Here is a 24,858-nt window from a genome sequence, read left to right on the forward strand (position 1 = left end):
TTAAACAACTATTAGCTTATTCCTCGCCGATCGCGCGCAACACGCGGTCAAGTGACCGGCCTTGTTCGGACAATAGCGCCGGCGAATCCTTAACCAAATTGTAGTATTCAGTCGGATCATATTGCTGTACCGGAAGCCGCAAATGCTCTGCGGTCAACAGTCCCATCGCGGCCAAAACCGCATAAGATGCAATCACCTCATCTGCTTGACTCGAAATCCGGCTGGCTTGCGCATCCAGAAGCTCTTGCTCGGCGTTCAACACCTCAAGCGTGGTGCGTGATCCCAAGGTCGCCTCTTCACGCACACCTTCAAACGCGACGCGCGCGGCGCTGATCTGCTGATCGGACGAAAGCCGCGAGGCCTGTGCGATCTGCAGCGATGCATAGCTGTTCCCGACCTGCTGCTCGACGGCGGCCGTCGTGACATAAAGACCAGCGCGGGCAGCGTCACGATTCGCGATCAATTGGCGCATCACACTTGCAATTTGACCACCGTAATAGATGGGACCGCCGATGCTCAGCTCAATTGATCCGCCATCATTGCCTTCTTCATCGGTGTAGATTGACCCATCAAGTTCCACTGTCGGCACGACGGCAATTTCGCCGCGACGGATGTTCAGCTCTGCTGCGGCAACAGAATGCTGCACTTCAAGCACGCTGGGATGGTTGCGCACCGCAAATTCTTTTGCCTGCGTGACAGTTTGCGATACGGGGGCTGGGGAAACCGCTGGCGCACTTCCCGGCATATGACCGATTGCCGCGTTATATTCCTCCATCGACTGTACCAAAGCACCCTGTGCAGCCGCTAACAGGCTGCGTGCCGCGGCAAGCCGCGCTTCGGCCGATGCGACGTCAGTGCGCGTGACTTCACCGACATCAAACCGATCTTGGGCCGCGCGGTATTCTTGTGTAATCACGCGCACATTGCTTTCACGAAGCTGCACAAATTCTTGGTTGCGCCGCACATCCATATAGGCCTGCACAGCGCGCAGTAGCACATCTTGCTCAATGCCGCGCAATGTCTGGCGCGTGCTGAGCACCAGTTCTTTTTGGGCGTCGATAGAGAGCCGGTTCAACCCGCCATCGTATAGGGTCAGACTGCCACTGATTGCGGCCAGTCCCGAGTTAGTGATTATGCGATCCGATCCCGTCAAGGACCCGCTGGCCGTACTTGACGCCGAAAGAGACCAAGCGATCACCGGCAGTGTTGCGGCAACAGACTGTGCCACATCTTCATCAGCGGCCCGCAACAGCGCCCTGTTTTGTTCAAGCAAACCAGAATTGTTGTAAGCTGCGGTCAGCGCCGCCGACAGCGTTTCTGCGCTTGCGGCAGACCCGAAAACAACTGAAGTCATAACTGCGAGCGCAGCAAAACGATTGCGTTTCATCATGGGTTCTTACTCACTTTATTTGTCGCGCATCGCGCCCGAATATATAGAAGCGCACTAAAGCGCGAATTCTGCCGTTTTTTCAAAGCCCGCAACAACAGGCGCGCTCGCGTTAAATGCAAACCGCCAGTTCATGACACCATCCAACTTATAGCCAACGTGCACGACCCCAAGGCTGCCTTCAGCGAAAATACAAGCGATCCGCCCACCTTCGCGTAGCTGCGCGATTACCGTATCAGGCACAGTCTCGACCGCGCCTTGCACGATGATAATATCGTAAGGGCCGGATTTCTCGGAGCCAGCCGCCGATGCGCCAGACATCACAGCCGCATTGTCGATCCCTTGGGCAGATAGCAAGGTTTGCGCCTCTTCGGCGCGGGCTTCATCATCTTCGACGCCCACAACAAAGTCGCACATATGCGCCAAAATCGCGGTGGAATACCCTAGCCCACAGGCCAAATCCAAGGCAAAGTGCTGCGGCTGAATATCAAGCGCATCAAGCATTTTTCCGAATGTGCGCGCCTCAAGCAGGGTACGCCCGCCGCCGATATCCAAGTTTTCACCGACATATGCAGCCTCGCGCATACTGTCCGGCACAAATTTTTCGCGTGGCACAGCCAACATCGCATCAATGATCGGGAACTTGGTCACATCTGAAGGGCGCACCTGCGTGTCGACCATCATTGTGCGGCGGGAGGTATAGTCTGTCACGACCTAAACCCTTTCGTTCAGTTTATTTTTTTATTTCATGCCACACAAGCGCGTCCACGGCAACGATTGATCTAGTCATGCATGCAGATCAAAGCAAGCGCACCACCTGATCTTTATTGCATATTATACGCCGACCGGCACAATATGATTGTCCCAAGCAAGCGAAACGCCGGCCCCGATGTGCAGCGCGCCTTGATCAATCTGTCCCAACTGGCCTTGCCCGTTGGTGATGATAAACCCGGCACCACGTGCGGCAACCCCGCCCGCATCCGGCGCTATGAATTGATGGCTGAGCATATTTGTCGCGACGTCGTACACTTGCGTCACGCCGCCAACTGGCGAGGTCAGCGCGATATGTTTACCCCCCCGCGAAAACGCGATACTTCCAACGTAGCCGCGCATCTGGCGGCTTTGTGCGGTGGGGGCCGTCAGCAGGTTGATCGCCCCACCTTGCCGATGCAGCCCGGCCAATACATTCTGCTCCCCATCGCCTTGCCACTGCATCCCAAAGGCAACCTGCCCATCCGCGATATCAATATGGCGGATAGAATTTTTGTGCAGGTCATGGGAAAGCGCGACGCTATCAACGATTTGCCCGTCTTGGATATAGGTAAGATTCGGTTCCATCGTCGCGATATTAAGCTTGGTACGCCCACTATCGGGATGCGTATCAATCCCGCCATTTGCGATGACCAAAGTATTCGTGCCAGGCATTCGTTTGATTTCATGTGGGCCGACGCCGCCGCTTGCGAATTCATCGACCCGGCGGTAGCCCGCCTGCACATCCCAAACACCAACCCGGCCTTGCCCAGCCTCAAAGTCATTTTCTGTCGTGAATAGCCAATGGCCGTCCGCCGAAAACGCGCCGTGCCCGTAAAAATGGCGGCCCTCTGGGGCGGCCATGTTGGATTTTTCCATGCCTGTCGCACAGTCGATCACAATCGCAAATGTGCCTGGTCGGCGGGCAAAAGCGACGGCCTCTGGCCGTGTTGGATGGGCCGCAGCGGCATGCCCGCGTGCGGGCAGCGGAATTTGAAACAAGACATCATTCGGTGCGCCAATGCCGCACAACACATATGATCCATCCGACAACGCCCCCGCCGAAAGATACTGCGGCGATCCTGCATCCGCCCAAGTTGGTTTTGGCACCAATCCTGTCGCCAAAAGCCCAGCCAAGAACTGCCGTCTGCTGGTCATTTTAATCGCCATCCAACGCGTTAAACCCGGCCACAACGCCTAGCTTTGGCCCCAGATCATTGCGCACCACCGTGCGGATCGCCGATATCTCTTGCTGAAGAACTTCGATGACAAATCGCCCGGACGGATCAGAAACCCCCGCAAACGCTGGATCATCGATCCGCGTGATCCGATCTTGCGCCCGATCAAACGCATTCCCCAACGCGCCGTGCACCTGTACATCATCGGCGGACAGAACAAGCGCCAATTCACGCAGCGCCGCAAGTGAAAGCGTGACATGGCGCTGAGACCGCTGAGAACGCCAAACCTCGGCCCGTGTTGGACGCGGGCGGTCGAATGTCCCTAAGGGGCGACCAAGCCGTGTGTCTCCCAGAAACTCAAGCCCCGTTGAAACCGCTTTAAACAGCTCTTGTGCGGCTTCTTCGTCGGTCCGGTAAATGCCCGTGTCAGAGGGGTGGCGTAAAAGATCGGCGTAGCTATCACGCCATTCCGCATCAATCGCTTGGGTGAGTGTGGCAATATCCGCTGTGACCGTCTGGATCAACGCGCAGCGATAGCTGTCACTGCCAGCCGTCGCGACCGCATCATCATAGAGTAGAAATTCAAGCGCATAGAACCCGCGCGCTGCAATTGAAACATCGGCATAGGCAGCCGCATCCAACCCAATCGGGTCCTCGTCACTGATCAAGGTTAACAATGACCGCGGGGTCACACCCCGACTGTCCGGCCAAAACGCCAATGCAAAGGCGCGGTCGTCGACTTCTGACGGGCCGAAACGCATATGGCTGACCCCGATCCAGGCATCAAACGCGTCGCCGTATGCTGCCGTCAGTACGGGCGATTCCGCATCGCAATCATCCTGCGCCACATCCGCGAGAACCTGTGCTTGCGCCGCAAGCCGTTCGTATCCGGGCAAGATATGCGTATCGAGCGCCGCAGAGGTCAAATCAGGTAACGTTTGCGCTGGTGCCCCGGTCGCCAACATGGTTACCGAAAATGCTAACAATAGTCGTTTCATAGGCTCTCCAGAAATGCGATCAGATCGTCGCGGTCGTGCTTGGACATTTCAATCACTGTGTCACGCATAGCCTGTGCTTCGCCCCCATGCCAGAGGATCGCTTCCGTCAGGTTGCGCGCGCGGCCGTCGTGCAAGAAATTACTGTGGCCGCCGACCTGTTCAGTCAACCCGATCCCCCATAGGGGCGGCGTGCGCCATTCGGTCCCGGTCGCGCGGGCTTCGGGGCGTTGATCAGCCAGCCCCTCGCCCATGTCATGTAGTAACATATCGGAATAAGGCCAGATCAATTGAAAGCTTTGCGCGGTTTCAGGTTCCTGACGATGGGTTACGAAACTTGGGGTATGACAAGAAATACAGCCAGTTTGATAAAACAGCTCTTTGCCACGCAAAACCTGCGGATCACCAACATCCCGGCGCGCGGGGACGCCAAGATTGCTGCTGTAAAAAGTAATCAAATCCATCCCAATTGCATCAACTTCGGTAACGCGGACATCCCCATCGCCATGCGGCGCGGTCAGGCAATCTTGCTGCGCCGGCGTGCATTCGCCCGCACCATTTGGGAAAAGTGGTGAGGAAATCCCGATATCGCCCGAAAAAGCGGCTGCCGATTGATGGCGCACCGTTGGCGTCCCTGCCTTTAGCCCGAAACGCCCGAGCATAGGTTGATCAAACTCCAATGACCAAACGATGTTTGCACGTCCTGATATGCCGTCACGATCCGCATCTTCGGGGTCTGCGTTTGCCAAAATATCCGCAGCTGGGATCGCCTCTAGCAAGCCCAGCCCGATCATCTGCGGTGCAACACGGGGGCTGATCATCGCATCAGGGTGCATCGGGCCATAGCCGAGATCCGCGGCCGTATATGTCGGCGCGCGCAGGGATACGATTTCGCCGCCCGCCATTGTGGTCGGTTGCTCAGTATAAGTCACATCCAGCCGATATTCCGCCGGGTGCCCCTGCACAGCGAAATCCTGTAACTGACGCCCATAGGTTGGGTCTGGCAAAGTCGCAATGTAGTCATCAATATCAGCCGTTTTTGCATCAAATCCACCGGGAATTGACACACGCAGAAACAAGGAAACAGCACTATCTTCCGCATTCGCGGGCGTATGTCCACGGCCATCTTTGATGTGGCAGCGCTGGCAAGACCGCGCATTGTAAAGCGGTCCAAGCCCGTCAGAGGCCAGCGTGGACGACGGCGAAGAGACCCAAAGCTTACGGAAAAAACCGTTGCCCACTTTAAACGTAAGCTCGTCCTCAAAACTGATGTTGCCCGATGGCTGCGAAAATGCATTTGCGTCACTGCGTGCACGCACGGTTGCCGCCCCACCTGGGTTTTCCTCAAACGCTGACGGTGCCGTGAAATCAGTGGTCGGCGTTGTAACTGCGTCAATGCGCGCTTGTTCTGCAGCAGTGCGCGGCACAATGTTCAAATGCGGCTCATCCAGGACGTCTGCATAGACCTCGATTGGCAAGCAAATGAGAGCCAGCCTTAGAATATTTGCACGATTTCGCACGGGGTGTCTTTCTTGCTCGGAATATTTCCGATAGTTATAGTCAGAATACGAAATGCGCGAGTCACTTTTTATGGCAAACCTGATGTTAAGCTGCGACATGATGGCACGACCTTCGACAGAAGGATCGGCCCAGCAGCCAGATATGACGACACAATGGCGCGACGTTCTTAATACGCTCCGCGTCGTCGCTTTGGAATGCCGGGTTGCCGCGCAAATGGATTTGTTTAAAGCCTGCGCGCTACTTTCCACCCAGCCAGAAACCGCGCGCGATGCGCATGCGCGTGCGTTGATCAAAGGTTTGCGTCAGGCCACGTCGCGGGCAACGACGTTCTTTCGGCCCGGAACAGCGGAGATCTCGTTTGATGAAGCGTGGCTCGTACAGGCGCTCAGCGCGATCAAACGCGGCGACGGTGATAGCTTTGCGTTTTTGATCCGGTCGCGTGTGCCCCATGAACACCAACGAAATATCGGTTTTCTTATCCGTGGAATATCCGAGCAATTCCCTAAAGTTTAGAATTATTCTAAAAACTTCTTGGCTTTCGGGGTTAGTGGTGTAAATAAGGTGATAAGCAAGCCAGCTTTTCGCCAGCCAGCGCCATTTTTCGTATTTCAGGAGGGTCTGACATGACTCAAACAGCTATCACGCTGAGCACTGACGCCAAAGCAGCCATCGCTGAAGCGCTGAACCAAACTGTTGCCGAAACTGCGGTTGCAACGATGCTTGCACAAAATTTCCATTGGAACGTGACAGGTATGGCATTCGGTCCGCTGCACGATCTGTTCCAAAAAATGTACGAAGATCACTTCGTCGCGCAAGACGATCTTGCTGAACGGATCAAAGCCATCGACGCACATGCCGAAGGCACGCTGTCCGGCATGATCAAACGCTCAAAGGTTTCCGAATTCGAGGGCACTGCTTCGGCGGAAGAAATGATCAAAATGATGCTTGAGGCCCAAGAAACGCTGGCCGCAACATTGGCCGGATGCGGCGAACTTGCGTCATCACACGGCGATACGTTGACAGAAGACCTGTGCATCGCGCGCGGACAAACCCACGAAAAATTCGCGTGGTTCTTGCGGTCGCATCTCGCCTAATCAATCGTTTCATTCGTGAGGTCAAAAGGCGCTTCGGCGCCTTTTTTCGTGCATTTTTTAGCGTAGGCAATGCGCCACCCAGCGTATTTGCCCATGACGTTTTGTTGCGCCATCAGCATGGTCACGAACCCTGCCCGCTGACCATCTTTTTTCAGCCCCTTATAGATCGATTTCTGCGCCTTGGTCATTGAACATCCAATGCAATGCCCTTCGCGTTTGAACTTACACACATCGATACAGGGGTTTGGTGTCTTGGGCATGTTGGCTCCGACGGAAAAGGGCGGCACCCCTTGCAGAGTACCGCCCCAGACTAATCTGATTTAAACTGCGTTTCTATTCGAAAACAGCTTCTGGTGAATCGAGGCTGTCAGAGCCTTCAAATTCGATTTGATCAACGCCAAGTGCAGCAACCACACGTTCAAACGACCGTGTTTGGTCGATCAGACCGTTGACGCCACCCATAACAAGTTCTTCACCGGCTGCGTTGCCGCGTTCCAGCATTTGGTCGTATGCAAAGCCAGCTTCGGCAGCCGATTTGATCCGGCCAAGTCCCAACATAGTTGCAGACAGTTTTGCTTGCACTTCCGTGTCCAATGCGGCGTCTGTTTCTGCGACCAAGTCAGACAGTGATGGGCCAGAAACCAATGTGCCGTCAACGCGGATGTATTCACCCAAATAGACGTTCTGGATGCCCAAACCATCGTAGTAGTGGCTGTTGTGCGTGTTGTCAGAGAAGCAGTCATGCTCTTCCTCTGGATCGTTCAGCATCAGGCCAAGCCGCATACGTTCGCCAGCAGTTTCACCGTAAGAAAGTGACCCCATGCCTGTCAGCATTGCGGAAATGCCTGTCGCGTCTGTTTCTGTCAGCTCTGCGCGTGCAGCGCCGCCGTCAACCCATTGTGCGGTCATCCATTCAAGGTCAGACACCAGCAAATCAGTGGCTGCTTTGAGATATTCCGCACGACGGTCACAGTTGCCATTAGTGCAGTCTTCGCCAGCCGCGTAGTCTGTCCATGGGCGGTTGCCCGCACCTGCGCCGTGGCCGTTCAGATCTTGCCCCCAAAGTAGGAATTCAACCGCGTGATAGCCCGTAGCAACGTTTGATTCGACGCCATCCGCCTCGTGCAGTGTTTCGGCGAGCAGTTCGGGTGTGATTGCAGCGGCGTCAACTTCGGTGCCAGACAATGTGAATGCAGGGCTTGCCACCACGTTCAAAGCCGCAAAATGGTTTTCGTCAGTCGCGCCACCGTAGGACAGGTCAACATAATCAATTAGGCCCTCGTCGAGCGGCCAAGCGTTCACTTTGCCTTCCCAGTCGTCAACAATCGCATTGCCGAAACGGAAAACTTCGGTTTGCTGGTAAGGGACGCGCGCCGCAAGCCAAGCCGATTTTGCAGCCTGAAGCGCCTCTGCGGATGGATCAGCGATCAAAGCGTCCACAGCGGCCTGCAATGCAACAGCTGTGATGCGTGAATCGTCGTAGCCTGCCGCTGCGATATCGGCATATGTGTTCAACACATCAGCCTTTTCCACAGCCAATGCCGGGGTCGCGATGCACAGGCCAAGCGCAGTTGAAAGAAGATAGTTGCGGGTCATGTGAGATTTCCTCTGGGTCGGTAGATCAGTTTGCTTGCCTGCATGGCGCTGGCGTGAGTGGTGCGTCTTACCTGAGCAATTCAATCAACAATGTCAATCCGAGTTTTTTACTCGGAATAATAAAACCGACAAAAAAAGCCGGACGCATCGCTGCACCCGGCCCCAAATTGGTTTCGTATGGCGGCTTTAGATTAGCCCGTGATCAGAAAACAGCGCGCTCAAGTCTGCTTCGGGCCGCGCGCCAATGTGGCTGATGACTTCGGATGCAGCGACGTTGCCCATCTTACCGCAGGTCTCTAGGTCGTAACCGTTTGTCAGCCCCCAAAGGAACGCACCTGCAAACAAATCGCCCGCGCCCGTGGCATCAACGATCTGCGTGGCAACAGCCGGCACTTGCCAACGCTGCCCATCCGCCAAGACGTGCACACCATTTTCGCTATCCGTACAGGCGACAATTGCGACCTCGGCCGCGGCTTTACCCAAGGCCGCATCAAAATCGTCGGTTTCGTACATGGAAAGCATTTCCGCGCGGTTACAGAACAGCAGATCCACATGAACCTTGATCATGGCACGAAACGCGTCGCGGTGACGATCAATACAGAACGGGTCGGACAGGGTGATAGATACTTTGCCCCCTGCCCCTTTGCAGGCGTCAATCGCCTTGGCAAAGGCCGCATGGCTGTCTGGTCCGTCAAATCGGTAACCTTCCAGATAAATCCATTCGGCTTCGGCCATTTGGGCAACATCAATGTCGTCTGGCGACAAGAATTCAGTGACCCCGAGATAGGTATTCATTGACCGTTCACCATCGGGTGTGACGATCACGATGCAGCGGCCTGTTTCGGCCTCTTCAGTTTTTGGGGCCAAGGTCGTTTCATACACGGCGCCCTGCGCGCGCAAATCATGTGCAAAAATGGCACCCAATTGGTCGTCTTTGACTTTGCCAACATAGGCCGTCCGCCCGCCCAAGTGGGCAATCCCCGCGATGGTGTTCGCCGCTGATCCACCGCTGATTTCTTTGGCGGGACCGACCTGCGCATAAAGCGACACAGCCCGGTCCATATCGATCAATTGCATGATGCCCTTGCCGATCCCGGCCTTTTCAAGAAACGCGTCTTCGGCGCGGGCCAACACATCGACCATTGCATTGCCGATGCCGACAACTTGAAACTTTTTCATAGGTTTTTATCCTCGAATAAACAGAGATCACGGATCAAACAGGCCGCGCATTTGGGTTTTCTGGCGACGCATGTATAGCGCCCGTGAAGAATCATCCAGTGGTGCGCATGCTGCTGGAAGTCAGCGGGGATGTGATCCTCAATCGCGCGTTCAACCGCATCGACATCTTTGCCAACAGCCACACCACTCCGGTTTCCAAAGCGAAAGATATGCGTGTCAACCGCCTGTGCAGGTTGATGCCACCACATATTTAAAACAACATTAGCCGTCTTGCGGCCAACACCCGGCAATGATTGCAAGGCAGCGCGCGAATTGGGCACCACGCCCTCGAAATCATCGACCAAAATTTGGCTCATCTTAATGACGTTTTTCGCCTTTTGACGAAACAGCCCGATGGTTTTAATGTGCTCAGTCACGCCGTCCAGTCCAAGATCAAGCATCTTTTGTGGCGTATCCGCAATTTTGAACAGTTCGCGCGTCGCCTTATTGACCCCAACATCTGTGGCCTGCGCCGAAAGCGCCACCGCAACCACCAACGTATAGACGTTCACGTGCTCAAGCTCGCCCTCGGGTTCGGGTTCGGCCGTATGAAAGCGCGTAAAAATCTCGCGGATTGTGTGATAATCAAGCTGTTTTACCATGGCCCGGGTATGCCTTGCCACGGCCAAAGGGGCAAGGCGCAGATGCGCAATATTCGGGTCGCGTTCGAGTGGTATTCTTCCTAGGTTAGCAGCCATGGAACACAATGAACCCTACCACTATCAGGTCATGCGCCGCGCGATTGATGTAATCGACGCCGCTGGCGAAACGCAGCTGAGCCTCGCGGACCTCGCAGCCGATATGCAAATGAGCCCTGCGCATTTCCAACGCCTGTTTTCAACATGGGTAGGTGTATCGCCCAAACGCTACCAACAGTACTTGATACTCGGCCACGCCAAAACGTTGCTGCGCGATCGGTTCACCATGCTTGATACCGCGCATTCGGTCGGCCTGTCGGGCAGTGGACGCCTGCATGATTTATTTGTCCGGTGGGAGGCCATGAGCCCCGGCGACTATGCCCAAGGCGGCGCGGATTTGACGATCTATTGGGGGTGGTTTGATAGCCTCTTTGGGCCTGCTTTGGTGATGGGCACGGACCGCGGAATATGTGGGCTAGCCTTTGCTGGCGAAACAGGACCCGACCCTGCAATGGCGGATATGGCTTCACGTTGGCCAAACGCGAATTTTCTCGAAAACTCAGACATCTTGCGCGTTTGGGCCACGGCGGCCCTTGGCATGACGGGCGAAACGCAGTTGCATATGATCGGCGCACCGTTTCAATTGAAAGTGTGGGAAGCCCTGCTGCGCATCCCTACAGGCCATGTCACAACCTATTCTGAAATCGCGCAATCTATCGGCAACCCCAAAGCCGTCCGCGCCGTCGGCACCGCCGTTGGGCGCAACCCTGTCAGCCTGCTCATCCCCTGCCACCGTGCGCTCCGCAAATCCGGCGCGCTTGGCGGATACCACTGGGGCCTTCCAGTAAAACGCGCAATCCTTGCATGGGAATCTGCGCGGGCGGATGTCGCTTTATGAAATCGTCTGGAAGGTTTTCAACGTTGTGGCAAAAACCTAGGTAACGCGAGGGACTTAAAATACACAAGTCTGCTCATCCGGGACGAAGTGACCTTTCGCTTCCTTGCGCCGGGGGCCAGTTTCGGGTGTTGCTTGATAACCACCTTCCAATAAGAGTTGGGGCGTGGCGCCTTACCTGTGAGTCACACCCTATTCCTTAATCTTGGTGTATCAAACCAAGTCGCGATCAATCAAACTTTGCGCTGTCGCGACATAGCTGTCGGCAATGGGGATTGGCGCGCGGCCCAATAACGCGCGACCGGGTGCTTCGTCCAAGATCGGATTATAGCCCAGTTCTTTGAGGCTTCCTCGCATGTCCGCATCAAACAAGGCGACAAGCCGGATGAACCAATTGGGTGCCTGAAACTTTGGCATCTTTTTGCTGTAAGCTGGGAACGGCTTTTTCAGGCAGGTCGCCATCTGCATAATCGAATACGATTCGAAGCTGGCGATCGTGCGCGCGCCAGCGGCCGCAGGGTCGGTAAGTGCTGCGACATGCATATCCGCCAAATCACGCACATCAATCGAGTGCAGATATAGATGCGGCGCAACCGGGACTTTGCCACGTAAGAACCGCTGAAACAGCGCACCCGACGTTCCCGGATCAGAATCCAGCAATGGACCGACGATAAAGGCAGGATTGATCACGGCCAGCTCTGTCTTGGTCGCGCCTGGTTTAAGAATATCCCATGCCTTCTGTTCAGCGCGAATTTTGCTTTCCACATATGCATTCACGCCTCCGACAGGGTCAGCCCAATCTGAGGCGTCCAAATGACTTGGCCCTGATTTGCCTCGTCCCGGCACAATCGCTGCGATAGATGACGTCAATACGACCCTTGCAACACCCGCATCACGGGCTGCAGTCAACGCACGCTGCGTGCCCTCAACCGCTGGGGTGATCAGTTCCGCCTTATCCTTGGGCATGGACGTAACGAAAGGGGATGCCGCGTGAACCAAATAATCCACGCCATTGCAGGCCTCGGCCCAGCCTGCATCCTTGGTCAGATCAAGCTCTACAAATTCAAGATGACTGACATCACCACCGGCGGCCTTGATGGCTTCGACGGTCGCGCCGCTGCGTGACGGTGTCCGTAAGCTACCGCGAACCTTATAGCCTTCGCGCAGCAAAGCCACCGCCAGATGGCCGCCCAGAAAGCCTGTGACGCCTGTAAGTAGTACCGTTTTCATCTCATTCTCCAATTTTACGATTCATACAATAATCGTTCATATCGTAATTTCAACCCGACACTATTTATTTTCTGCAATTGACGCCAGTGCGCGAGAAACAGATGTTGGCCCCATGATAGATCAACGACAAAATCAGATACTCAGCGCTGCGAAGACCCTATTCTTTGAACGCGGTCTGCGCGCGACGACAATGGCGGCCATTTCGGATGTTGCAGGGATTGCCAAACCGACCCTGTACAGCCGTTACAAAGACAAAAACGCAATTTTTCAGGCTGTGATTGCATCTATACTGGATGAATTGCGGGCATTGATGGACGAGAAGTTTTCGAAATCAGGGAGCGTTGAGGACCGCCTCACTGCCGCTTTGGTGGCCAAATACTGCGTTGTTTTCGATATGCTTCAATCCCCTCACGTCGCCCAGATGATGGAAGACAAGGTCCTTTACGCAGGCGAGGCGTTTGAAAAGCTGAACACAGACGTCGCCAAACGGATCGAGGGCATGCTTTCCGAGGAAGGATACACGAACCCGAGCGAGCTAACGCATCTCATCCTGTCTTGCGCGTTCGGGATTCATAGAAACGCGCTCACCCGAGAAAACGTCGCGCGCGACATCACAACCGTGGTTCATTCACTTCTGACAACGCCAAAATAATTTTCGTTTCAGTTTAGTGTGACGCTTCTAACGCTCACAGATTCAAAATGCGCCTAAAAACAGGCGGATCCTGTCCGATGCAAAGCACGCTATTGGATAACACTGGCAATCACCGCATAAGCTGGGCTATCCAGAACGCGCAATTTGCGCACCCATATCGAATGGAAAACAAAACGATGATTATTTCAAAACTTCCTCTTGCGATCGCGGCTTCGGCTTTGATGTTTGTCACCGCCTGTGACGGCACCGCACCCAATGGCAACCAAAACGCCCAGCAAGGCGCGTTGATCGGTGCTGCTGCGGGTGCTGCGGCTGGCCTATTGACCAACCGTGATCGCTCTAACGCGGATCGCAACCGCGCTGCCCTTTTGACTGCAGCAGCTGGTGCCGGCATTGGCGCAGCTATTGGCAACAACATGGACAAGCAAGCCGAAGAGCTTCGTGCGAGCCTTGGCAACGGTGTTGGCGTTACACGTCAGGGCGATAATTTGATCGTCACCCTGTCCCAAGACATCTTGTTCGCGACTGACAGCACCGCGGTTTCTGGCGCGTCACAAACCGATCTGCGCATTGTCGCGCAATCGCTGAACAACTACCCGAACACAACTGTGAACGTGGTCGGCCACACCGACAACACTGGTACCGCTGCCTATAACTTCGACCTTTCACAGCGTCGCGCACAGGCTGTTGCCGGTGTACTGCGCAGCGGTGGTGTATCGTCTTCACGTATTCGCGCCATCGGTGCGGGTGAAGATCAGCCAATTGCGTCAAACCAGAACGCGTCTGGCCGCGCCGCAAACCGCCGCGTTGAGATCATCATCACGCCAAGCTAAACCTACGTTTACCCACACTTCGAAAAGGGGTCGCAAAACTGCGGCCCCTTTTTCGTTGTGAAATCGCCCGGCCGGTCATATAAATTGACCAATTCATCAGGGGCCGCGCCAATGCCATTCGAACCGGTACAACAAGAGAAACTATCGCATGGCGTCATTCGCCAAATCGAAGGGTTGATCCTGCGAGGCATTTTACGCCCCGGTGAACGGCTACCGTCAGAGCGCGAATTGAGCGACCGCATGGGTGTGTCCCGCCCTTCCCTGCGGGAAGCCTTGGCCGATCTTCAGTCTCGTGGCCTGCTAACGTCTAAGGCCGGTGCAGGTGTCTATGTCGCCGATGTGCTTGGCTCGGCCTTTGCGCCCGCACTTGTGACACTGTTTTCCACCCATGTTGAGGCCGTGTTTGACTACATCTCTTTTCGCCGCGACATGGAGGGGCTTGCTGCCGAACGTGCGGCCCGTCTTGCCAGCGACACTGATCTTGCCTTGATCAACACCATTTTTCAAAAAATGGAAGCCGCCCATGAAAAACGGAACCCGGCGGACGAGGCGTTTCTTGATGCGGATTTCCACCTGTCCATCATCGAGGCCAGCCATAATATCATCATGCTGCACATGATGCGGTCGATGTATGAATTGCTGCGCGAGGGCGTATTTTACAACCGCTCGGTCATGTTCAAACAACGCACCACTCGCGACACATTGCTTGGCCAACACCGGGCGATCAATGAAGCGTTGCAGGCCCGCGATCCGGCTGCTGCGCGATCCGCAGTAGAGGCGCATTTGAATTATGTCGAAGGGTCGCTTTCCGACCAACAGAAATCGGACCGGAATGAAACCTTTGCACAAAAGCGGCTTGATCACGAAGTGTCGCGCTGATCCGCACGCACCAAACGCGCCCAAAGCCATACAGAAACCAAGGTCTGGATCATGATTCCGATTAACGCAAAGTGGTGCACAATCCCCGCCATTTGACTTGCGTAAACCAACATATCCCAAGCCGCATGCCAGATGATCACAACCCACAACGTACCTGACGCAATCGCGATTGGCGCTAAGAAGATCCCGACAAGAAACGCAAAGCCCATTTGCTGAAGGGTGATCAATGCCGGTTGGCCACCGATCCCAATGATTCCGTGCATAGACGCAAATAGCACAGCGCTCAGCAGCATCGCGCCAAACAGCGGTAATCGCGTCATTGCGGCACGCAATAGGACACCGCGAAACATGAATTCCTCGGTCATCCCGATGAGCAGCGGCACCGTGAGCAACAGCATGACCGTACGCGGCGGCATCGTGATGCTGCTTAGATACGGCAAGAGCGCGCCCAACATTAGCGCCATTACCGCAATCGAGGGCAGAAGCCAGATCGCCCCGGCTGGACGAAATCGCCCAAACCCAACAGAGCGCCAACCAAACGGATGCACAGCAACCACGCAGAGCAAAAACAGCGCGATTTGCACAGGTAGGAGCGCCATCAATACAGCGCCGGTATCAGACGGTGCTTGACCAATACGAAAATGCAGCACTGTCGCAATAACAAGGATAGCATAATAGGCGGCGACCGCACCAAGCGCCCGATAAAGACCTGTCATCGTGTTGTTTCCGCGATCCGCATTGCCAAATTGTTTCGGGGCCGCACATGACTGTCAACGAAAAATCCCGGATGCTGGCAGGCATCCGGGATTTTCAATCAGTTATGTGGTGCCGCTTAGTGCAGCTTGTCGGCAACCGTCGCGATTGAATCATCGATCAATGAACCGGCAGATTTTGCATCCATCTGCTTGGCAATCACGTCCTTGGCAGCGCCAACCGCAACCGTGATCGCCTGATCGCGCACGTCTTTGACGGCAGCAGCCTGGGCGCTTGCAATTTGCTCTTCAGCGGCTGCTAGACGACGTGTGATTGACGTTGCAATGTCGGCCTTGGCTTCGGCGGCGGCATTGGTCGCTTCGTCCTTGGCAGAAGCGACAATGCGTTCCGCTTGCTCGGCGACTTCTTTTTGCTTGCGCTCATATGAGGCCAACAAAGATTGTGCTTCTTCTCGCAGTGCCTTGGCTTCGTCCAACTCGGACTTAATCGCAACAGCGCGCTTATCAAGCATGCCACCGACAGAGCTAGGCACCTTGAGATACAGCATGATGCCGACCAAGATCAAAAAGGCGATGATCACGACGAAATCTGTATTTCTTAAAGAAAAGAAACCATATTCGCCGCCAGCCGCGAGTGCAGGTGATGCGCTCAGGGCGAGGAGTGCGGTAAATATAAAGCGCATGGTCTACCCTTTCATCCGAGCTGACACCGCAGCGGTGATTGTTTTTGCGTCGGCTGTACCGCCCATTGCTGCAACCAATTCCTTGGCTGTTGCTTTGGCGACTTCTGTGACCGATTTAACAGCACCGTCGCGAATTTCGGCAATCGCCGTTTCACTTTCGGCTGCTTTTTCAGCAATCTGCGCGTCGGCTTTTGCAAGCTCAACGTCCAGCTCTGATTGAATTTCTGCTTTGGCTTCAGCAACGATCTGCTGGGCCTGTGCACGTGCATCAACAAGCGCCTTGTCATAAGCAGCTTCGGCTTCGGCAGCTTTGCTCTTAAGCTCTTCTGCTGCGGCAAGGTCGTTTGTGATTGTGCCCGAACGCTCTGCAAGAACCGCAGCGATGCGGGGCAGTGCGATGCGTGACATCACAAAGAATGTTGCAGCCAGTGCAACAAGAAGCCAGAAAATCTGGTGTGGAATCCATTCACCGCAAAGCTGCGGCATACCGATGGCACCGCCGTGCGAGTCCAAGCATGCGCTTGCTACGGTTTCGTGTGTGTCTGTTGCCATCGTGGCCCCCGAATACCTTTTGATTTTACTGGCTGGCGCAGATCACTGCACCAACCAGACGTAAGGATAACGGCTTGTTCTTAAGCGAACTTCAGCAGAAGCGCGACGAGGAACGAGAAGATCCCCAGAGCTTCGGCGAATGCGAGGCCGATAAACAGTGTCGCTGTCTGCGAAGCAGCAGCTGATGGGTTGCGCAGTGCGCCTGCCAGGTAGTTACCTGCAACGTTGCCTACGCCGATGGCTGCAATGCCTGAACCGATTGCTGCCAGACCGGCACCGATGCTTGCGATATCGCCTTCCATGAGAATTCTCCTTACGATTGGAAGTTTAGTAAAGGGCAGGACATCCCACCCTTGTGGTGATTAGTGTGCGGGATGAAGCGCGTCTTTTAGATAGACACACGTCAAGATCGTGAAAACATACGCCTGAATACCGGCCACCAGGATCTCAAGTCCGTAGATGGCGACAATACCAAGGATCGCTGCAGGGCTCGCCAATGTCAGCGCGGCGAAACCTGCGAAAACTTTGATCACAACGTGACCCGCTGTGATGTTACCCGCCAAACGAATGGACAGGCTGACCGGACGTACGAAGTAAGAGATAACTTCGATGATCGCGATGATCGGGCGCAAGAAGCCCGGCGCGTCTTTCATCCAGAACAAACCAAGGAAGGCCGCGCCGTGCTTAACAAAGCCAAGAACCGTGATGGCGATAAAGACACCAAAACCAAGAACCGCTGTAATCGCGATCATGGATGTCGGGCTGTATGACATTGGCAGTAGCGCCAAGTAGTTGGCGAACAGCACAAACACGAACAATGTCATGATGTAGGGGAAGTATTTGACGGCGTCTTTGCCGGTCACGTCTTCGATCATCTTGTAAACAAAGCCGTACATCAATTCGCCTACGGATTGCATACGCGATGGAACGATGCCCCGACCGCGGCTACCCAAAACGAAAACGCCGACAACAGCAAGCACAAGAATCGCCAACCACAATGTCAGGTTAGAAGGCGTGTACCAATGCACGGCACCGTCACCGAACAGGGACGTAGGAATGAATTGATCCAACGGATGAAAGACCAGACCACCTTCGGAAGCTGCTTCTGTTTCAGTCGCCACTTGCGTCACCCTCTTCTTCCGCAGCTTGTTGCTGCTTCGTTTGTATTTCTTTGGCTGATCGCATCATGGTGAGAACACCAGCCGCGAGGCCAAACAATATGAACAGCACCAGAAAAATTGGCATGGTCCCAAACAAGGTATCCAGCCCATATCCGATGCCAAAGCCGATCCCAAGACCAGCCACGAGCTCTATCACCATCCGCCACGCAAGCTGCGCTTGGGAGTAGTGTTCTTCTGAATGGTCCTTGACTTGCTCTGGCGCTTTGAGCGCTGCGATCTTTGCATCTAGCGCCTTAAGGCGTTCTGCGTGGTCCTGATCAGGCATTTCAAGGTCCCTCGGAAGGTTGGCCATGGTTTAGGTCTGCGGCGGCACAGAGTCAAGTAATCGTGAGCGCGCACTACCATGCTGTATTTAAACGAAAATCTATAAATTTGGGTGCGTCAATTTGCGCGGCCCGAGGCAATCCAGCTGCAAACAACATTCAACCAATTGGTTGACGTTTCGCAAGGTTCACGCTTAATCGCGCTATGAACAGCAAACTTGATCTTGCATTTTCGGCCCTTGCCGACCCCACCCGCCGGAGCATCCTCGCGATGTTGCTCGAAGATGACATGGCCGTGACAGATGTGGCCGACCCATTTGAAATGTCGCTCGCTGCGATTTCAAAACATCTCGGCGTGCTCACAGCGGCCGGGCTGATTAGCCAAGAAAAGCGTGGCCGGGTGAAATGGTGCAAACTCGAACCAGATGCGTTGCGCGAAGCCTCTGTCTGGATGCAAGCCTTTGGGCAGATGGGCGCGATCGACTTGGACGCATTTGAAGTGTTTTTGACAAATGAGTTGGGTGACAGCTAGTCGCGCAGCAGCATCACCAGTGCCACGACTGTCAGACCAAGCCCGACTAAGACCAGCGCCGGTGGCGCCGCATGGCCCAGCGCAATATCCCAAACAATCACCCATGATGGGGTCAGGTAAGTATAGGCCATGACCTTGGAACTTGGCAGCCGCAGAGCCGCGAACTGAAGCAGCGTGAATGTCATCGCACTGGCGACGACCGCCGTATAGATAATTGCGACCCAAACAACCTCAGGCAACTGCATCCAATCAGTCGCCATCAGGTCGCGCCATCCGACGGCGGTTAGGATCGTTGCGCCCGCCAATAGCGTCCCAAAGGTAAAGACCAAGGTTGGTTCGCCTCGGTTCAACTTACGCACCATAGGCGTGTAAACCGCATGCGAGACGCAGCCCCAGAAGTAGATAGCTTCGCCTTTGCCGATCTCAAACCGTAGGATCGCTGCAATATCGGCCCGAAAAATCACCCAGACCGCACCGGCGGCCCCAATTGCAAGCGCAAGCGCCATGCGCCCGGTCAAAACCTGCCGCAATAAAAGCCAGCCAAAGGCGGCGGATAAAATGGGGGTCAATGTAAACACGGCCGCCGCGCTGACTGGCGCCGCAGTTTTCAACCCCTCAAACATCAGCACGAAATAGGTGGTAAAGAAGACCGCGAGCATCACATAGCGCCAAGGGGCACACAAAGCACTGCGCGGGATTCCTGTTGTGACCAAGGCCGCGACGCCGATAATCACGCAAGCGATCCAAAACCGCACCGCGTTCAAGGCAAGCGGCGCAATATCATTGGCCGCAAGCGCACCCAGTGAAAAAGAACCGGCAATCAAGACAGAAAACAGCAGCATCGCAAGATGCCCAGCATGTGTAGGTGTCATGCGTCAGAAAGACCTTTTATTTCGTTCTTAAGATAGGTCAAAAATGCCTGCACTTTTGCGGTCCGGTGCAAATCAACATGTGTCACGAGCCAGAGCTTGGTTTCCCATTCATTGGAAGGCGGAATTACTTCTGTCAAGCCAATGTCGCGCTGCAACAGGTGGCGCTGCACAAAGCCAATGCCCGCCCCTGCCAAAACTGCATCACGCATATGTCGGTTTTCGCTGGCGAGATAAACTATCCGATTGGTCGGGACATTCTCGCGCATCCATTTTGCAAAAGGTGCGCGGCTTTTTTCATCGTCAGGGCCAACGAAATAGTGGTCCTTGAACGCAGCGATATCCTCTGGCAGCCCGTATTTCGCGATATAGGGTTCCGCAGCAACAAGCACCATGCCCTGCGTAACAAACGGTTGCACCACATTGTCAGGCTCGTCAGGCATCCGGCCTGCGCGGATCGCAACATGTGCCTCGCCGTATTCAAGCCGAAACACGCGGTCGCCCGTGCGGAACCGCACACGCACCTCAGGATGGCTGGTTTGAAACCCAATAAGAATCGGCGTCAGGATATCAGACATCATTTCAAGCGATGTGACGACCAAATCGCCTGACACGCCTTCGCCCTGCCCTTTGATCCGGCCCGCAAGCTGCGTGAACTGATCATCGGTGGCTTGTGCGACTTGTAAAAGGTCTTGCCCTGCTTCCGTCGCCGTATAGCCCCGCGCATGGCGTTGAAACAGTTTGACACCCAACCGCTGTTCGAGCGCATCGATGTGGCGGATTACCGTCGCATGGTGCACCCCAAGCGAATCTGCAGCCCCGCTGACCGTCCCTTTGCGTGCGACCTGATAGGCCGTACGAATTTCGTCCCAATTATCCATCGGATTTCCTGTGCGCTGACAAACAGTGATTGTTCACAATCGGGTGTATCGTTCGAATTTGCAAGCGCATAACCTCAATGCATCGTATTTCATTCCAAAGGGAAACCCCATGACTACAGTTCTTCACATCGCGTCGTCTGGCATAACAGATGGCTCCGTGAGCCGCGCCGCCACAGCACAAATCATCGCGGACCTTTCGCCAACAAAGATCATCACACGTGATTTGGCAATCACACCAATGCCACAGGTGAACAGCCAATGGATCAACGCACGACTGGTCCCTGCTGAGGATCGCTCGGTCGCCGATACAGCATCACTTGCCCTATCCGACATTTTAATCGCCGAGATTGAAGCCGCTGATATCGTCGTGATCGGCATGCCGATCTATAACTTCGGCATGCCCGCCGCACTAAAGGCATGGGTCGACCTGATCGCACGCCCCGGTGTGACCTTTTCTTACACCGAAAACGGGCCAATTGGCTTGATCAACGGGAAGAAAGCCATCGTTGCCGTTGCATCAGGCGGAACCCCAATAGATGCGCCGTTTGATTTTGCGACACCACACCTGCGCCAAGTACTGCGGTTTGTGGGGATTGACGATATTACAGTCCATGTGGCCAAGGATCTGCTACCCGTCGCAGCTTAGGCGCAGGCTTTGCGCGGCACGGGATGTTGACACGAACCGCGCGGCAGCATAAACGCCACCCAACACCCGGATAGCGCCAGCTTTCCGGTCCCCGATTTCTAGGGGATCGCCCTCCGTCAGCGCGTTGCGCCCACGGGGGCGCACTGCATTGGGTAATGCCCACGGGGGCGCTACTGCTTTAAGCTTTGCGTTCCTATATACGCGAGGCAACCGAAACGACGCGAGGGGCCAAGGCCTATGTTTGAGAATCTATCCGACCGCCTATCAGGCGTCTTTGACAAGCTCACCAAACAGGGTGCGCTTTCTGACGACGACGTCAAAACCGCACTGCGCGAAGTGCGTGTGGCCCTACTTGAGGCCGACGTTTCGCTGCCCGTCGCGCGTGACTTTGTCAAAGCGGTCCAAGAAAAAGCAACCGGCCAAGCCGTCACCAAATCGATCACCCCCGGCCAGCAGGTCGTTAAGATCGTCCATGACGAGCTGCAACATGTATTGACCGGCTCCGAAGACCCCGGCGCGTTAAAAATCGACAGCCCACCTGCCCCGATCCTGATGGTCGGTTTGCAAGGGTCGGGTAAAACCACGACCACCGCAAAGCTGGCCAAACGTTTGAAAGAACGTGAAGGCAAACGCGTGTTGATGGCATCATTGGATGTGAACCGCCCGGCGGCGATGGAGCAGCTGCAAATCTTGGGCGCGCAAATCGGCGTCGACACATTGCCGATCGTCAAAGGCGAAGACCCGGTTGCGATCGCCAAACGCGCCAAGACCCAAGCCAGCCTTGGCGGTTATGATGTCTATATGCTCGATACCGCAGGCCGCCTGCATATTGACCAAGAATTGATTGCCCAAGCGGCTGCAGTACGTGATGTCGCCAACCCACGCGAGACCCTGTTGGTCGTCGATGGCCTGACCGGACAAGACGCGGTGAATGTCGCCCAAGAATTCGACGATAAAATCGGCGTCTCTGGCGTTGTCCTGACCCGGATGGACGGTGACGGGCGCGGTGGTGCAGCGCTTTCGATGCGCGCAATCACTGGCAAACCGATCCGCTTTGTCGGTGTTGGTGAAAAGCTGGACGCGATCGAAACCTTTGAACCTGAACGGATCGCGGGCCGCATTCTTGGCATGGGTGACATCGTCGCACTTGTCGAAAAAGCCCAAGAAACCATCGAGGCTGAGCAAGCCGAACGTATGATGAAGCGGTTCCAAAAGGGTCGTTTCAACATGAACGACCTCAAGATGCAGCTTGAACAGATGATGAAAATGGGCGGCATGGAAGGCATGATGGGAATGATGCCCGGCGCGGCCAAAATGGGCAAGCAGATGGCCGCGGCTGGCATGGATGACAGCATTCTTAAGCGCCAGATCGCACTGATCAATTCGATGACCAAGAAAGAGCGCGCCAACCCCGATCTACTGGCCGCGTCCCGCAAAAAGCGGATCGCCAAAGGCGCAGGTCTTGAGGTGTCAGAGCTAAACAAGCTGGTCAAACAGCACCGCCAAATGGCCGATATGATGAAAAAGATGGGCAAAGGCGGGATGCTGAAACAGGCCATGAAAGGCATGTTCGGCAAAGGCGGCGGCATGCCCGGCGGTGGCGGAATGCCCGATATGAACGACGCCAAAGCCATGGAAGAGGCCGCCAAAGCCCTGCAAGGTAAAATGCCCGGCGGTCTGCCGGGTCTTGGCGGTGGCATGGGGCTGCCCCCTGGCTTGTCCGGTTTCGGGAAGAAAAAGTAAACGATGACACCCGCCCCCACCCTTTCCACAGCACGTCTGGTCCTGCGTGGCCCGCAAAAGCGCGACCTTGCGGCATTCACCGCATGGGCGACTGGGTCTGTGCGTATGGAAACAGTGGGTGGGGCAGTTTCGACACGTGATGCATGGCGCGGTTTTCTCGCTGGGATCGGCCATTGGAACTGGCACGGGTACGGGTTCTTTACCGTCACTGAAAAAGCAACAGGCATGGCCACAGGTCGCGTCGGTATTTTGAACCACATCGACTGGCCCCAACCCGAAATGGCGTGGCACATGTTTGACGGGTTCGAAGGCAAATCCTATGCGTTTGAAGCAGCATGCGCTGTGCGCGAATGGGCAGGCCAAGTCTTGGGGCTAGAGCCACTGATCTCGCTGATCGCACCTAATAATACACGTTCGTTGGCACTCGCCACGCGGCTTGGCGCGGTTGAGGAACGGCGCGATACGATCGACGATCAAAACGTGATCATCATGCGCCACTTGCGCTTTGACGACCCGCGCGCCACCGCCCAAGCAGCGGGGGCTATCACATGATCCCAACGCTTTACACAGATCGACTGGTTCTACGGCCCTTTGCCCGCGACGATTTTGACGCCTATGCCGCGTTTATGGGCAGCGATCGCGCTGTCCATATGGATGGGCCGATTAACAAAGACAAAGCGTGGGATTGGTTCACCAACGATATCGCCACATGGGCGCTCTATGGTTTTGGATCGCTCGCAATTACGGAAAACGGGAAATTTGCGGGAGGTGCTGGGCTGGTACATCCGCCCCACTTCCCTGAACCCGAATGCGGGTGGTTCTTGTTCGACGGATTTACCGGACGCGGGATCGCACAAGAAGCGGCCCGCGCGATGATCGATTACACATTCGCGACAACCCTGCTGCAAAGCATCGTCAGCTATATCGGCCGCGAAAACGCGGAGTCCATCCGTGTCGCCGAATCGCTTGGCGCAGTACGCGACCCAAACGCGGCGACACCCAAAGGTGACAACTGCCTTGTTTACCGCCACACGAAAGGAGCATCCAATGTCTGACGCCACCACACGCGCCGCAGAGGTCCTCAAAGGCCACCGCGAAAGCATTGATCGTTTGGATGCGATCCTTGTCTACACATTAGGCGAACGGTTCAAACACACCCAAGCCGTCGGTAAATTGAAAGCCGAACATGACCTTCCGCCATCCGATCCGACACGCGAAGAGCATCAGATCGCACGGCTAACCGACCTTGCAAACCGGGCCGACCTTGACCCGGAATTTGCCAAGAAATTCTTGAATTTCATTATTCAAGAAGTGATCCAACACCACAAACAACACCAATCGTAGGGTGGATTTTAATCCACCTAACCCCTGCCATTTATAGGAGAACTACACCATGGCTATGAAAATTCGTCTCGCACGCGGCGGCTCTAAGAAACGTCCTCACTACGCAATCGTTGCGGCTGACAGCCGTATGCCACGCGATGGCCGTTTCATCGAAAAACTGGGCACATATAACCCAATGTTGCCAAAAGACAGCGAAGACCGTGTGAAAATGGACATCGACCGCGTGAAATACTGGCTGTCTGAAGGCGCGCAACCAACTGACCGCGTATCACGTATGCTCGAAGCAGCAGGTGAACTGCCGAAGAAAGACCGCTCTAACCCGAAAAAGGGTACACCAGGCAAGGCTGCACAAGCCCGCGCTGAAGAAAAAGCCGAGAAAGCAAAAGCCGCTGAAGAAGCTGCAAACGCACCTGCCGAAGAAGCAGCACCCGCTGAAGAGTAAGACGTTTTTGTTGCCCGGCCAATCGTGTCGGGCAACACCCTCTCCCTTTCGGGAAATGCCATGTTTCGTTTGCTTCGCCTTGTGATTTTCACCGCAGCTGCTTTTATTGCGGGTGTGATGACTGAACGCAGCAATGTGCAGGC

At 55.2% G+C, this 24,858-nt stretch carries 31 protein-coding genes; 13 read left to right on the plus strand and 18 right to left on the minus strand.

The genetic code is table 11. The annotated features are described in order from the left end of the window. Nucleotides 1–16 precede the first annotated feature (16 nt). From DS901_RS14550 to DS901_RS14570, 5 genes are all read right to left on the minus strand, one after another. Complete coding sequence (locus DS901_RS14550; RefSeq protein WP_113777648.1) at nt 17–1,390, minus strand: TolC family outer membrane protein; 1,374 nt, start codon at nt 1,388–1,390, stop codon at nt 17–19. 54 nt (nt 1,391–1,444) lie between these two features. Beyond that, the gene (locus DS901_RS14555; RefSeq protein WP_113777649.1) at nt 1,445–2,071 is read right to left on the minus strand and encodes a protein-L-isoaspartate O-methyltransferase family protein; all 627 of its coding nucleotides are present in this window, start codon (nt 2,069–2,071) and stop codon (nt 1,445–1,447) included. 150 nt (nt 2,072–2,221) lie between these two features. Beyond that, nucleotides 2,222–3,295, minus strand: a complete 1,074-nt coding sequence (locus DS901_RS14560) for a DUF1513 domain-containing protein (RefSeq protein WP_113778046.1) — start codon at nt 3,293–3,295, stop codon at nt 2,222–2,224. A 1-nt stretch (nt 3,296) separates the two neighbouring features. Then, the gene (locus DS901_RS14565; RefSeq protein WP_113777650.1) at nt 3,297–4,313 is read right to left on the minus strand and encodes an imelysin family protein; all 1,017 of its coding nucleotides are present in this window, start codon (nt 4,311–4,313) and stop codon (nt 3,297–3,299) included. Beyond that, nucleotides 4,310–5,812 carry a di-heme oxidoreductase family protein gene (locus DS901_RS14570; RefSeq protein ID WP_404932355.1) on the minus strand — a complete coding sequence of 501 codons (1,503 nt, stop codon included), beginning with the start codon at nt 5,810–5,812 and terminating at the stop codon, nt 4,310–4,312. Before DS901_RS14570 ends, DS901_RS14565 begins: the two co-directional genes overlap by 4 nt. A 70-nt stretch (nt 5,813–5,882) precedes the next feature. Between DS901_RS14570 and DS901_RS14575 the strand changes: the two genes are divergently transcribed. After that, the gene (locus DS901_RS14575) at nt 5,883–6,344 is read left to right on the plus strand and encodes a hypothetical protein (RefSeq protein ID WP_258546744.1); all 462 of its coding nucleotides are present in this window, start codon (nt 5,883–5,885) and stop codon (nt 6,342–6,344) included. Between the two features lie 110 nt (nt 6,345–6,454). Further along, nucleotides 6,455–6,925: a Dps family protein gene (locus DS901_RS14580; RefSeq protein ID WP_113777653.1), complete on the plus strand. Its 471-nt coding sequence runs from the start codon at nt 6,455–6,457 to the stop codon at nt 6,923–6,925. On the opposite strand, the gene DS901_RS14585 is transcribed toward DS901_RS14580, so the two are convergent. From DS901_RS14585 to nth, 4 genes are all read right to left on the minus strand, one after another. Then, nucleotides 6,922–7,185: a DUF1289 domain-containing protein gene (locus DS901_RS14585; protein WP_113777654.1), complete on the minus strand. Its 264-nt coding sequence runs from the start codon at nt 7,183–7,185 to the stop codon at nt 6,922–6,924. The two genes, DS901_RS14580 and DS901_RS14585, sit on opposite strands and share 4 nt — an antisense overlap. 73 nt (nt 7,186–7,258) lie before the next feature. Then, nucleotides 7,259–8,521: an imelysin family protein gene (locus tag DS901_RS14590; protein WP_113777655.1), complete on the minus strand. Its 1,263-nt coding sequence runs from the start codon at nt 8,519–8,521 to the stop codon at nt 7,259–7,261. Between the two features lie 186 nt (nt 8,522–8,707). Next, nucleotides 8,708–9,700 carry an adenosine kinase gene (locus DS901_RS14595; RefSeq protein WP_113777656.1) on the minus strand — a complete coding sequence of 331 codons (993 nt, stop codon included), beginning with the start codon at nt 9,698–9,700 and terminating at the stop codon, nt 8,708–8,710. Then, a complete protein-coding gene (nth, locus tag DS901_RS14600; protein WP_113777657.1) occupies nt 9,697–10,341 on the minus strand; it encodes an endonuclease III in 645 nt (214 codons plus the stop codon). Before nth ends, DS901_RS14595 begins: the two co-directional genes overlap by 4 nt. Before the next feature lie 94 nt (nt 10,342–10,435). On the opposite strand from nth, the gene DS901_RS14605 reads away from it, so the two are divergent. Then, the gene (locus DS901_RS14605) at nt 10,436–11,275 is read left to right on the plus strand and encodes a methylated-DNA--[protein]-cysteine S-methyltransferase (RefSeq protein WP_113777658.1); all 840 of its coding nucleotides are present in this window, start codon (nt 10,436–10,438) and stop codon (nt 11,273–11,275) included. Between the two features lie 210 nt (nt 11,276–11,485). Here the strand turns inward: DS901_RS14605 and DS901_RS14610 are convergent, their stop codons facing one another. Further along, on the minus strand, nt 11,486–12,502 hold the full coding sequence (locus DS901_RS14610) for an NAD-dependent epimerase/dehydratase family protein (RefSeq protein ID WP_113777659.1): 1,017 nt from the start codon (nt 12,500–12,502) through the stop codon (nt 11,486–11,488). A gap of 112 nt (nt 12,503–12,614) precedes the next feature. Here DS901_RS14610 and DS901_RS14615 point away from each other — a divergent pair, with 112 nt between their 5' ends. The 3 genes from DS901_RS14615 to DS901_RS14625 all read left to right on the plus strand — a co-directional run bounded on the left by DS901_RS14615 (nt 12,615) and on the right by DS901_RS14625 (nt 14,866). Beyond that, nucleotides 12,615–13,154 carry a TetR/AcrR family transcriptional regulator gene (locus DS901_RS14615; protein WP_113777660.1) on the plus strand — a complete coding sequence of 180 codons (540 nt, stop codon included), beginning with the start codon at nt 12,615–12,617 and terminating at the stop codon, nt 13,152–13,154. A gap of 176 nt (nt 13,155–13,330) precedes the next feature. After that, entirely contained in the window at nt 13,331–13,987 is a 657-nt protein-coding gene (locus DS901_RS14620; protein WP_113778047.1) for an OmpA family protein, read from the plus strand. 111 nt (nt 13,988–14,098) lie between these two features. Next, entirely contained in the window at nt 14,099–14,866 is a 768-nt protein-coding gene (locus tag DS901_RS14625) for a FadR/GntR family transcriptional regulator (protein WP_113777661.1), read from the plus strand. Here DS901_RS14625 and DS901_RS14630 read toward each other — a convergent pair. The 6 genes from DS901_RS14630 to DS901_RS14655 all read right to left on the minus strand — a co-directional run bounded on the left by DS901_RS14630 (nt 14,848) and on the right by DS901_RS14655 (nt 18,260). Continuing rightward, the gene (locus DS901_RS14630; RefSeq protein ID WP_113777662.1) at nt 14,848–15,582 is read right to left on the minus strand and encodes a CPBP family intramembrane glutamic endopeptidase; all 735 of its coding nucleotides are present in this window, start codon (nt 15,580–15,582) and stop codon (nt 14,848–14,850) included. The two genes, DS901_RS14625 and DS901_RS14630, sit on opposite strands and share 19 nt — an antisense overlap. Before the next feature lie 116 nt (nt 15,583–15,698). Next, complete coding sequence (locus DS901_RS14635) at nt 15,699–16,262, minus strand: F0F1 ATP synthase subunit B (RefSeq protein WP_113777663.1); 564 nt, start codon at nt 16,260–16,262, stop codon at nt 15,699–15,701. Between the two features lie 3 nt (nt 16,263–16,265). After that, nucleotides 16,266–16,814: a F0F1 ATP synthase subunit B' gene (locus DS901_RS14640; protein WP_113777664.1), complete on the minus strand. Its 549-nt coding sequence runs from the start codon at nt 16,812–16,814 to the stop codon at nt 16,266–16,268. Nucleotides 16,815–16,894: 80 nt separating this feature from the next. Continuing rightward, nucleotides 16,895–17,116 (minus strand): F0F1 ATP synthase subunit C, encoded by a 222-nt coding sequence (locus DS901_RS14645; RefSeq protein WP_045996757.1) that lies wholly within the window; start codon nt 17,114–17,116, stop codon nt 16,895–16,897. A 60-nt stretch (nt 17,117–17,176) separates the two neighbouring features. Then, nucleotides 17,177–17,935, minus strand: coding sequence for a F0F1 ATP synthase subunit A (locus DS901_RS14650; RefSeq protein WP_113777665.1), 759 nt, complete (start codon nt 17,933–17,935; stop codon nt 17,177–17,179). After that, nucleotides 17,925–18,260, minus strand: a complete 336-nt coding sequence (locus DS901_RS14655) for an AtpZ/AtpI family protein (RefSeq protein ID WP_113777666.1) — start codon at nt 18,258–18,260, stop codon at nt 17,925–17,927. The genes DS901_RS14650 and DS901_RS14655 overlap by 11 nt, the downstream gene beginning before the upstream one ends. 203 nt (nt 18,261–18,463) lie before the next feature. Between DS901_RS14655 and DS901_RS14660 the strand changes: the two genes are divergently transcribed. Next, nucleotides 18,464–18,790: an ArsR/SmtB family transcription factor gene (locus DS901_RS14660; protein ID WP_113777667.1), complete on the plus strand. Its 327-nt coding sequence runs from the start codon at nt 18,464–18,466 to the stop codon at nt 18,788–18,790. Here the strand turns inward: DS901_RS14660 and DS901_RS14665 are convergent. Beyond that, the gene (locus DS901_RS14665) at nt 18,787–19,662 is read right to left on the minus strand and encodes a DMT family transporter (protein WP_113777668.1); all 876 of its coding nucleotides are present in this window, start codon (nt 19,660–19,662) and stop codon (nt 18,787–18,789) included. The genes DS901_RS14660 and DS901_RS14665 overlap by 4 nt on opposite strands. Continuing rightward, nucleotides 19,659–20,540 carry a LysR family transcriptional regulator gene (locus tag DS901_RS14670; RefSeq protein ID WP_113777669.1) on the minus strand — a complete coding sequence of 294 codons (882 nt, stop codon included), beginning with the start codon at nt 20,538–20,540 and terminating at the stop codon, nt 19,659–19,661. Before DS901_RS14670 ends, DS901_RS14665 begins: the two co-directional genes overlap by 4 nt. Nucleotides 20,541–20,649: 109 nt before the next feature. Here DS901_RS14670 and DS901_RS14675 point away from each other — a divergent pair, with 109 nt between their 5' ends. The 6 genes from DS901_RS14675 (at nt 20,650) to rpsP (ending at nt 24,715) form a co-directional block, all read left to right on the plus strand. Continuing rightward, nucleotides 20,650–21,186, plus strand: coding sequence for an FMN-dependent NADH-azoreductase (locus DS901_RS14675; protein ID WP_113777670.1), 537 nt, complete (start codon nt 20,650–20,652; stop codon nt 21,184–21,186). A gap of 237 nt (nt 21,187–21,423) precedes the next feature. Beyond that, the gene (gene ffh, locus DS901_RS14680) at nt 21,424–22,929 is read left to right on the plus strand and encodes a signal recognition particle protein (protein WP_113777671.1); all 1,506 of its coding nucleotides are present in this window, start codon (nt 21,424–21,426) and stop codon (nt 22,927–22,929) included. Nucleotides 22,930–22,932: 3 nt separating this feature from the next. Continuing rightward, nucleotides 22,933–23,481 carry a GNAT family N-acetyltransferase gene (locus DS901_RS14685; RefSeq protein WP_113777672.1) on the plus strand — a complete coding sequence of 183 codons (549 nt, stop codon included), beginning with the start codon at nt 22,933–22,935 and terminating at the stop codon, nt 23,479–23,481. Then, complete coding sequence (locus DS901_RS14690) at nt 23,478–23,984, plus strand: GNAT family N-acetyltransferase (protein WP_113777673.1); 507 nt, start codon at nt 23,478–23,480, stop codon at nt 23,982–23,984. Before DS901_RS14685 ends, DS901_RS14690 begins: the two co-directional genes overlap by 4 nt. Continuing rightward, nucleotides 23,977–24,273 carry a chorismate mutase gene (locus DS901_RS14695; RefSeq protein WP_113777674.1) on the plus strand — a complete coding sequence of 99 codons (297 nt, stop codon included), beginning with the start codon at nt 23,977–23,979 and terminating at the stop codon, nt 24,271–24,273. The genes DS901_RS14690 and DS901_RS14695 overlap by 8 nt, the downstream gene beginning before the upstream one ends. Nucleotides 24,274–24,322: 49 nt before the next feature. Next, nucleotides 24,323–24,715, plus strand: a complete 393-nt coding sequence (gene rpsP, locus DS901_RS14700; RefSeq protein ID WP_181820884.1) for a 30S ribosomal protein S16 — start codon at nt 24,323–24,325, stop codon at nt 24,713–24,715. Nucleotides 24,716–24,858: the final 143 nt, after the last annotated feature.

The organism is Loktanella sp. D2R18, from assembly GCF_003318235.1.
Lineage (GTDB): Bacteria > Pseudomonadota > Alphaproteobacteria > Rhodobacterales > Rhodobacteraceae > Yoonia.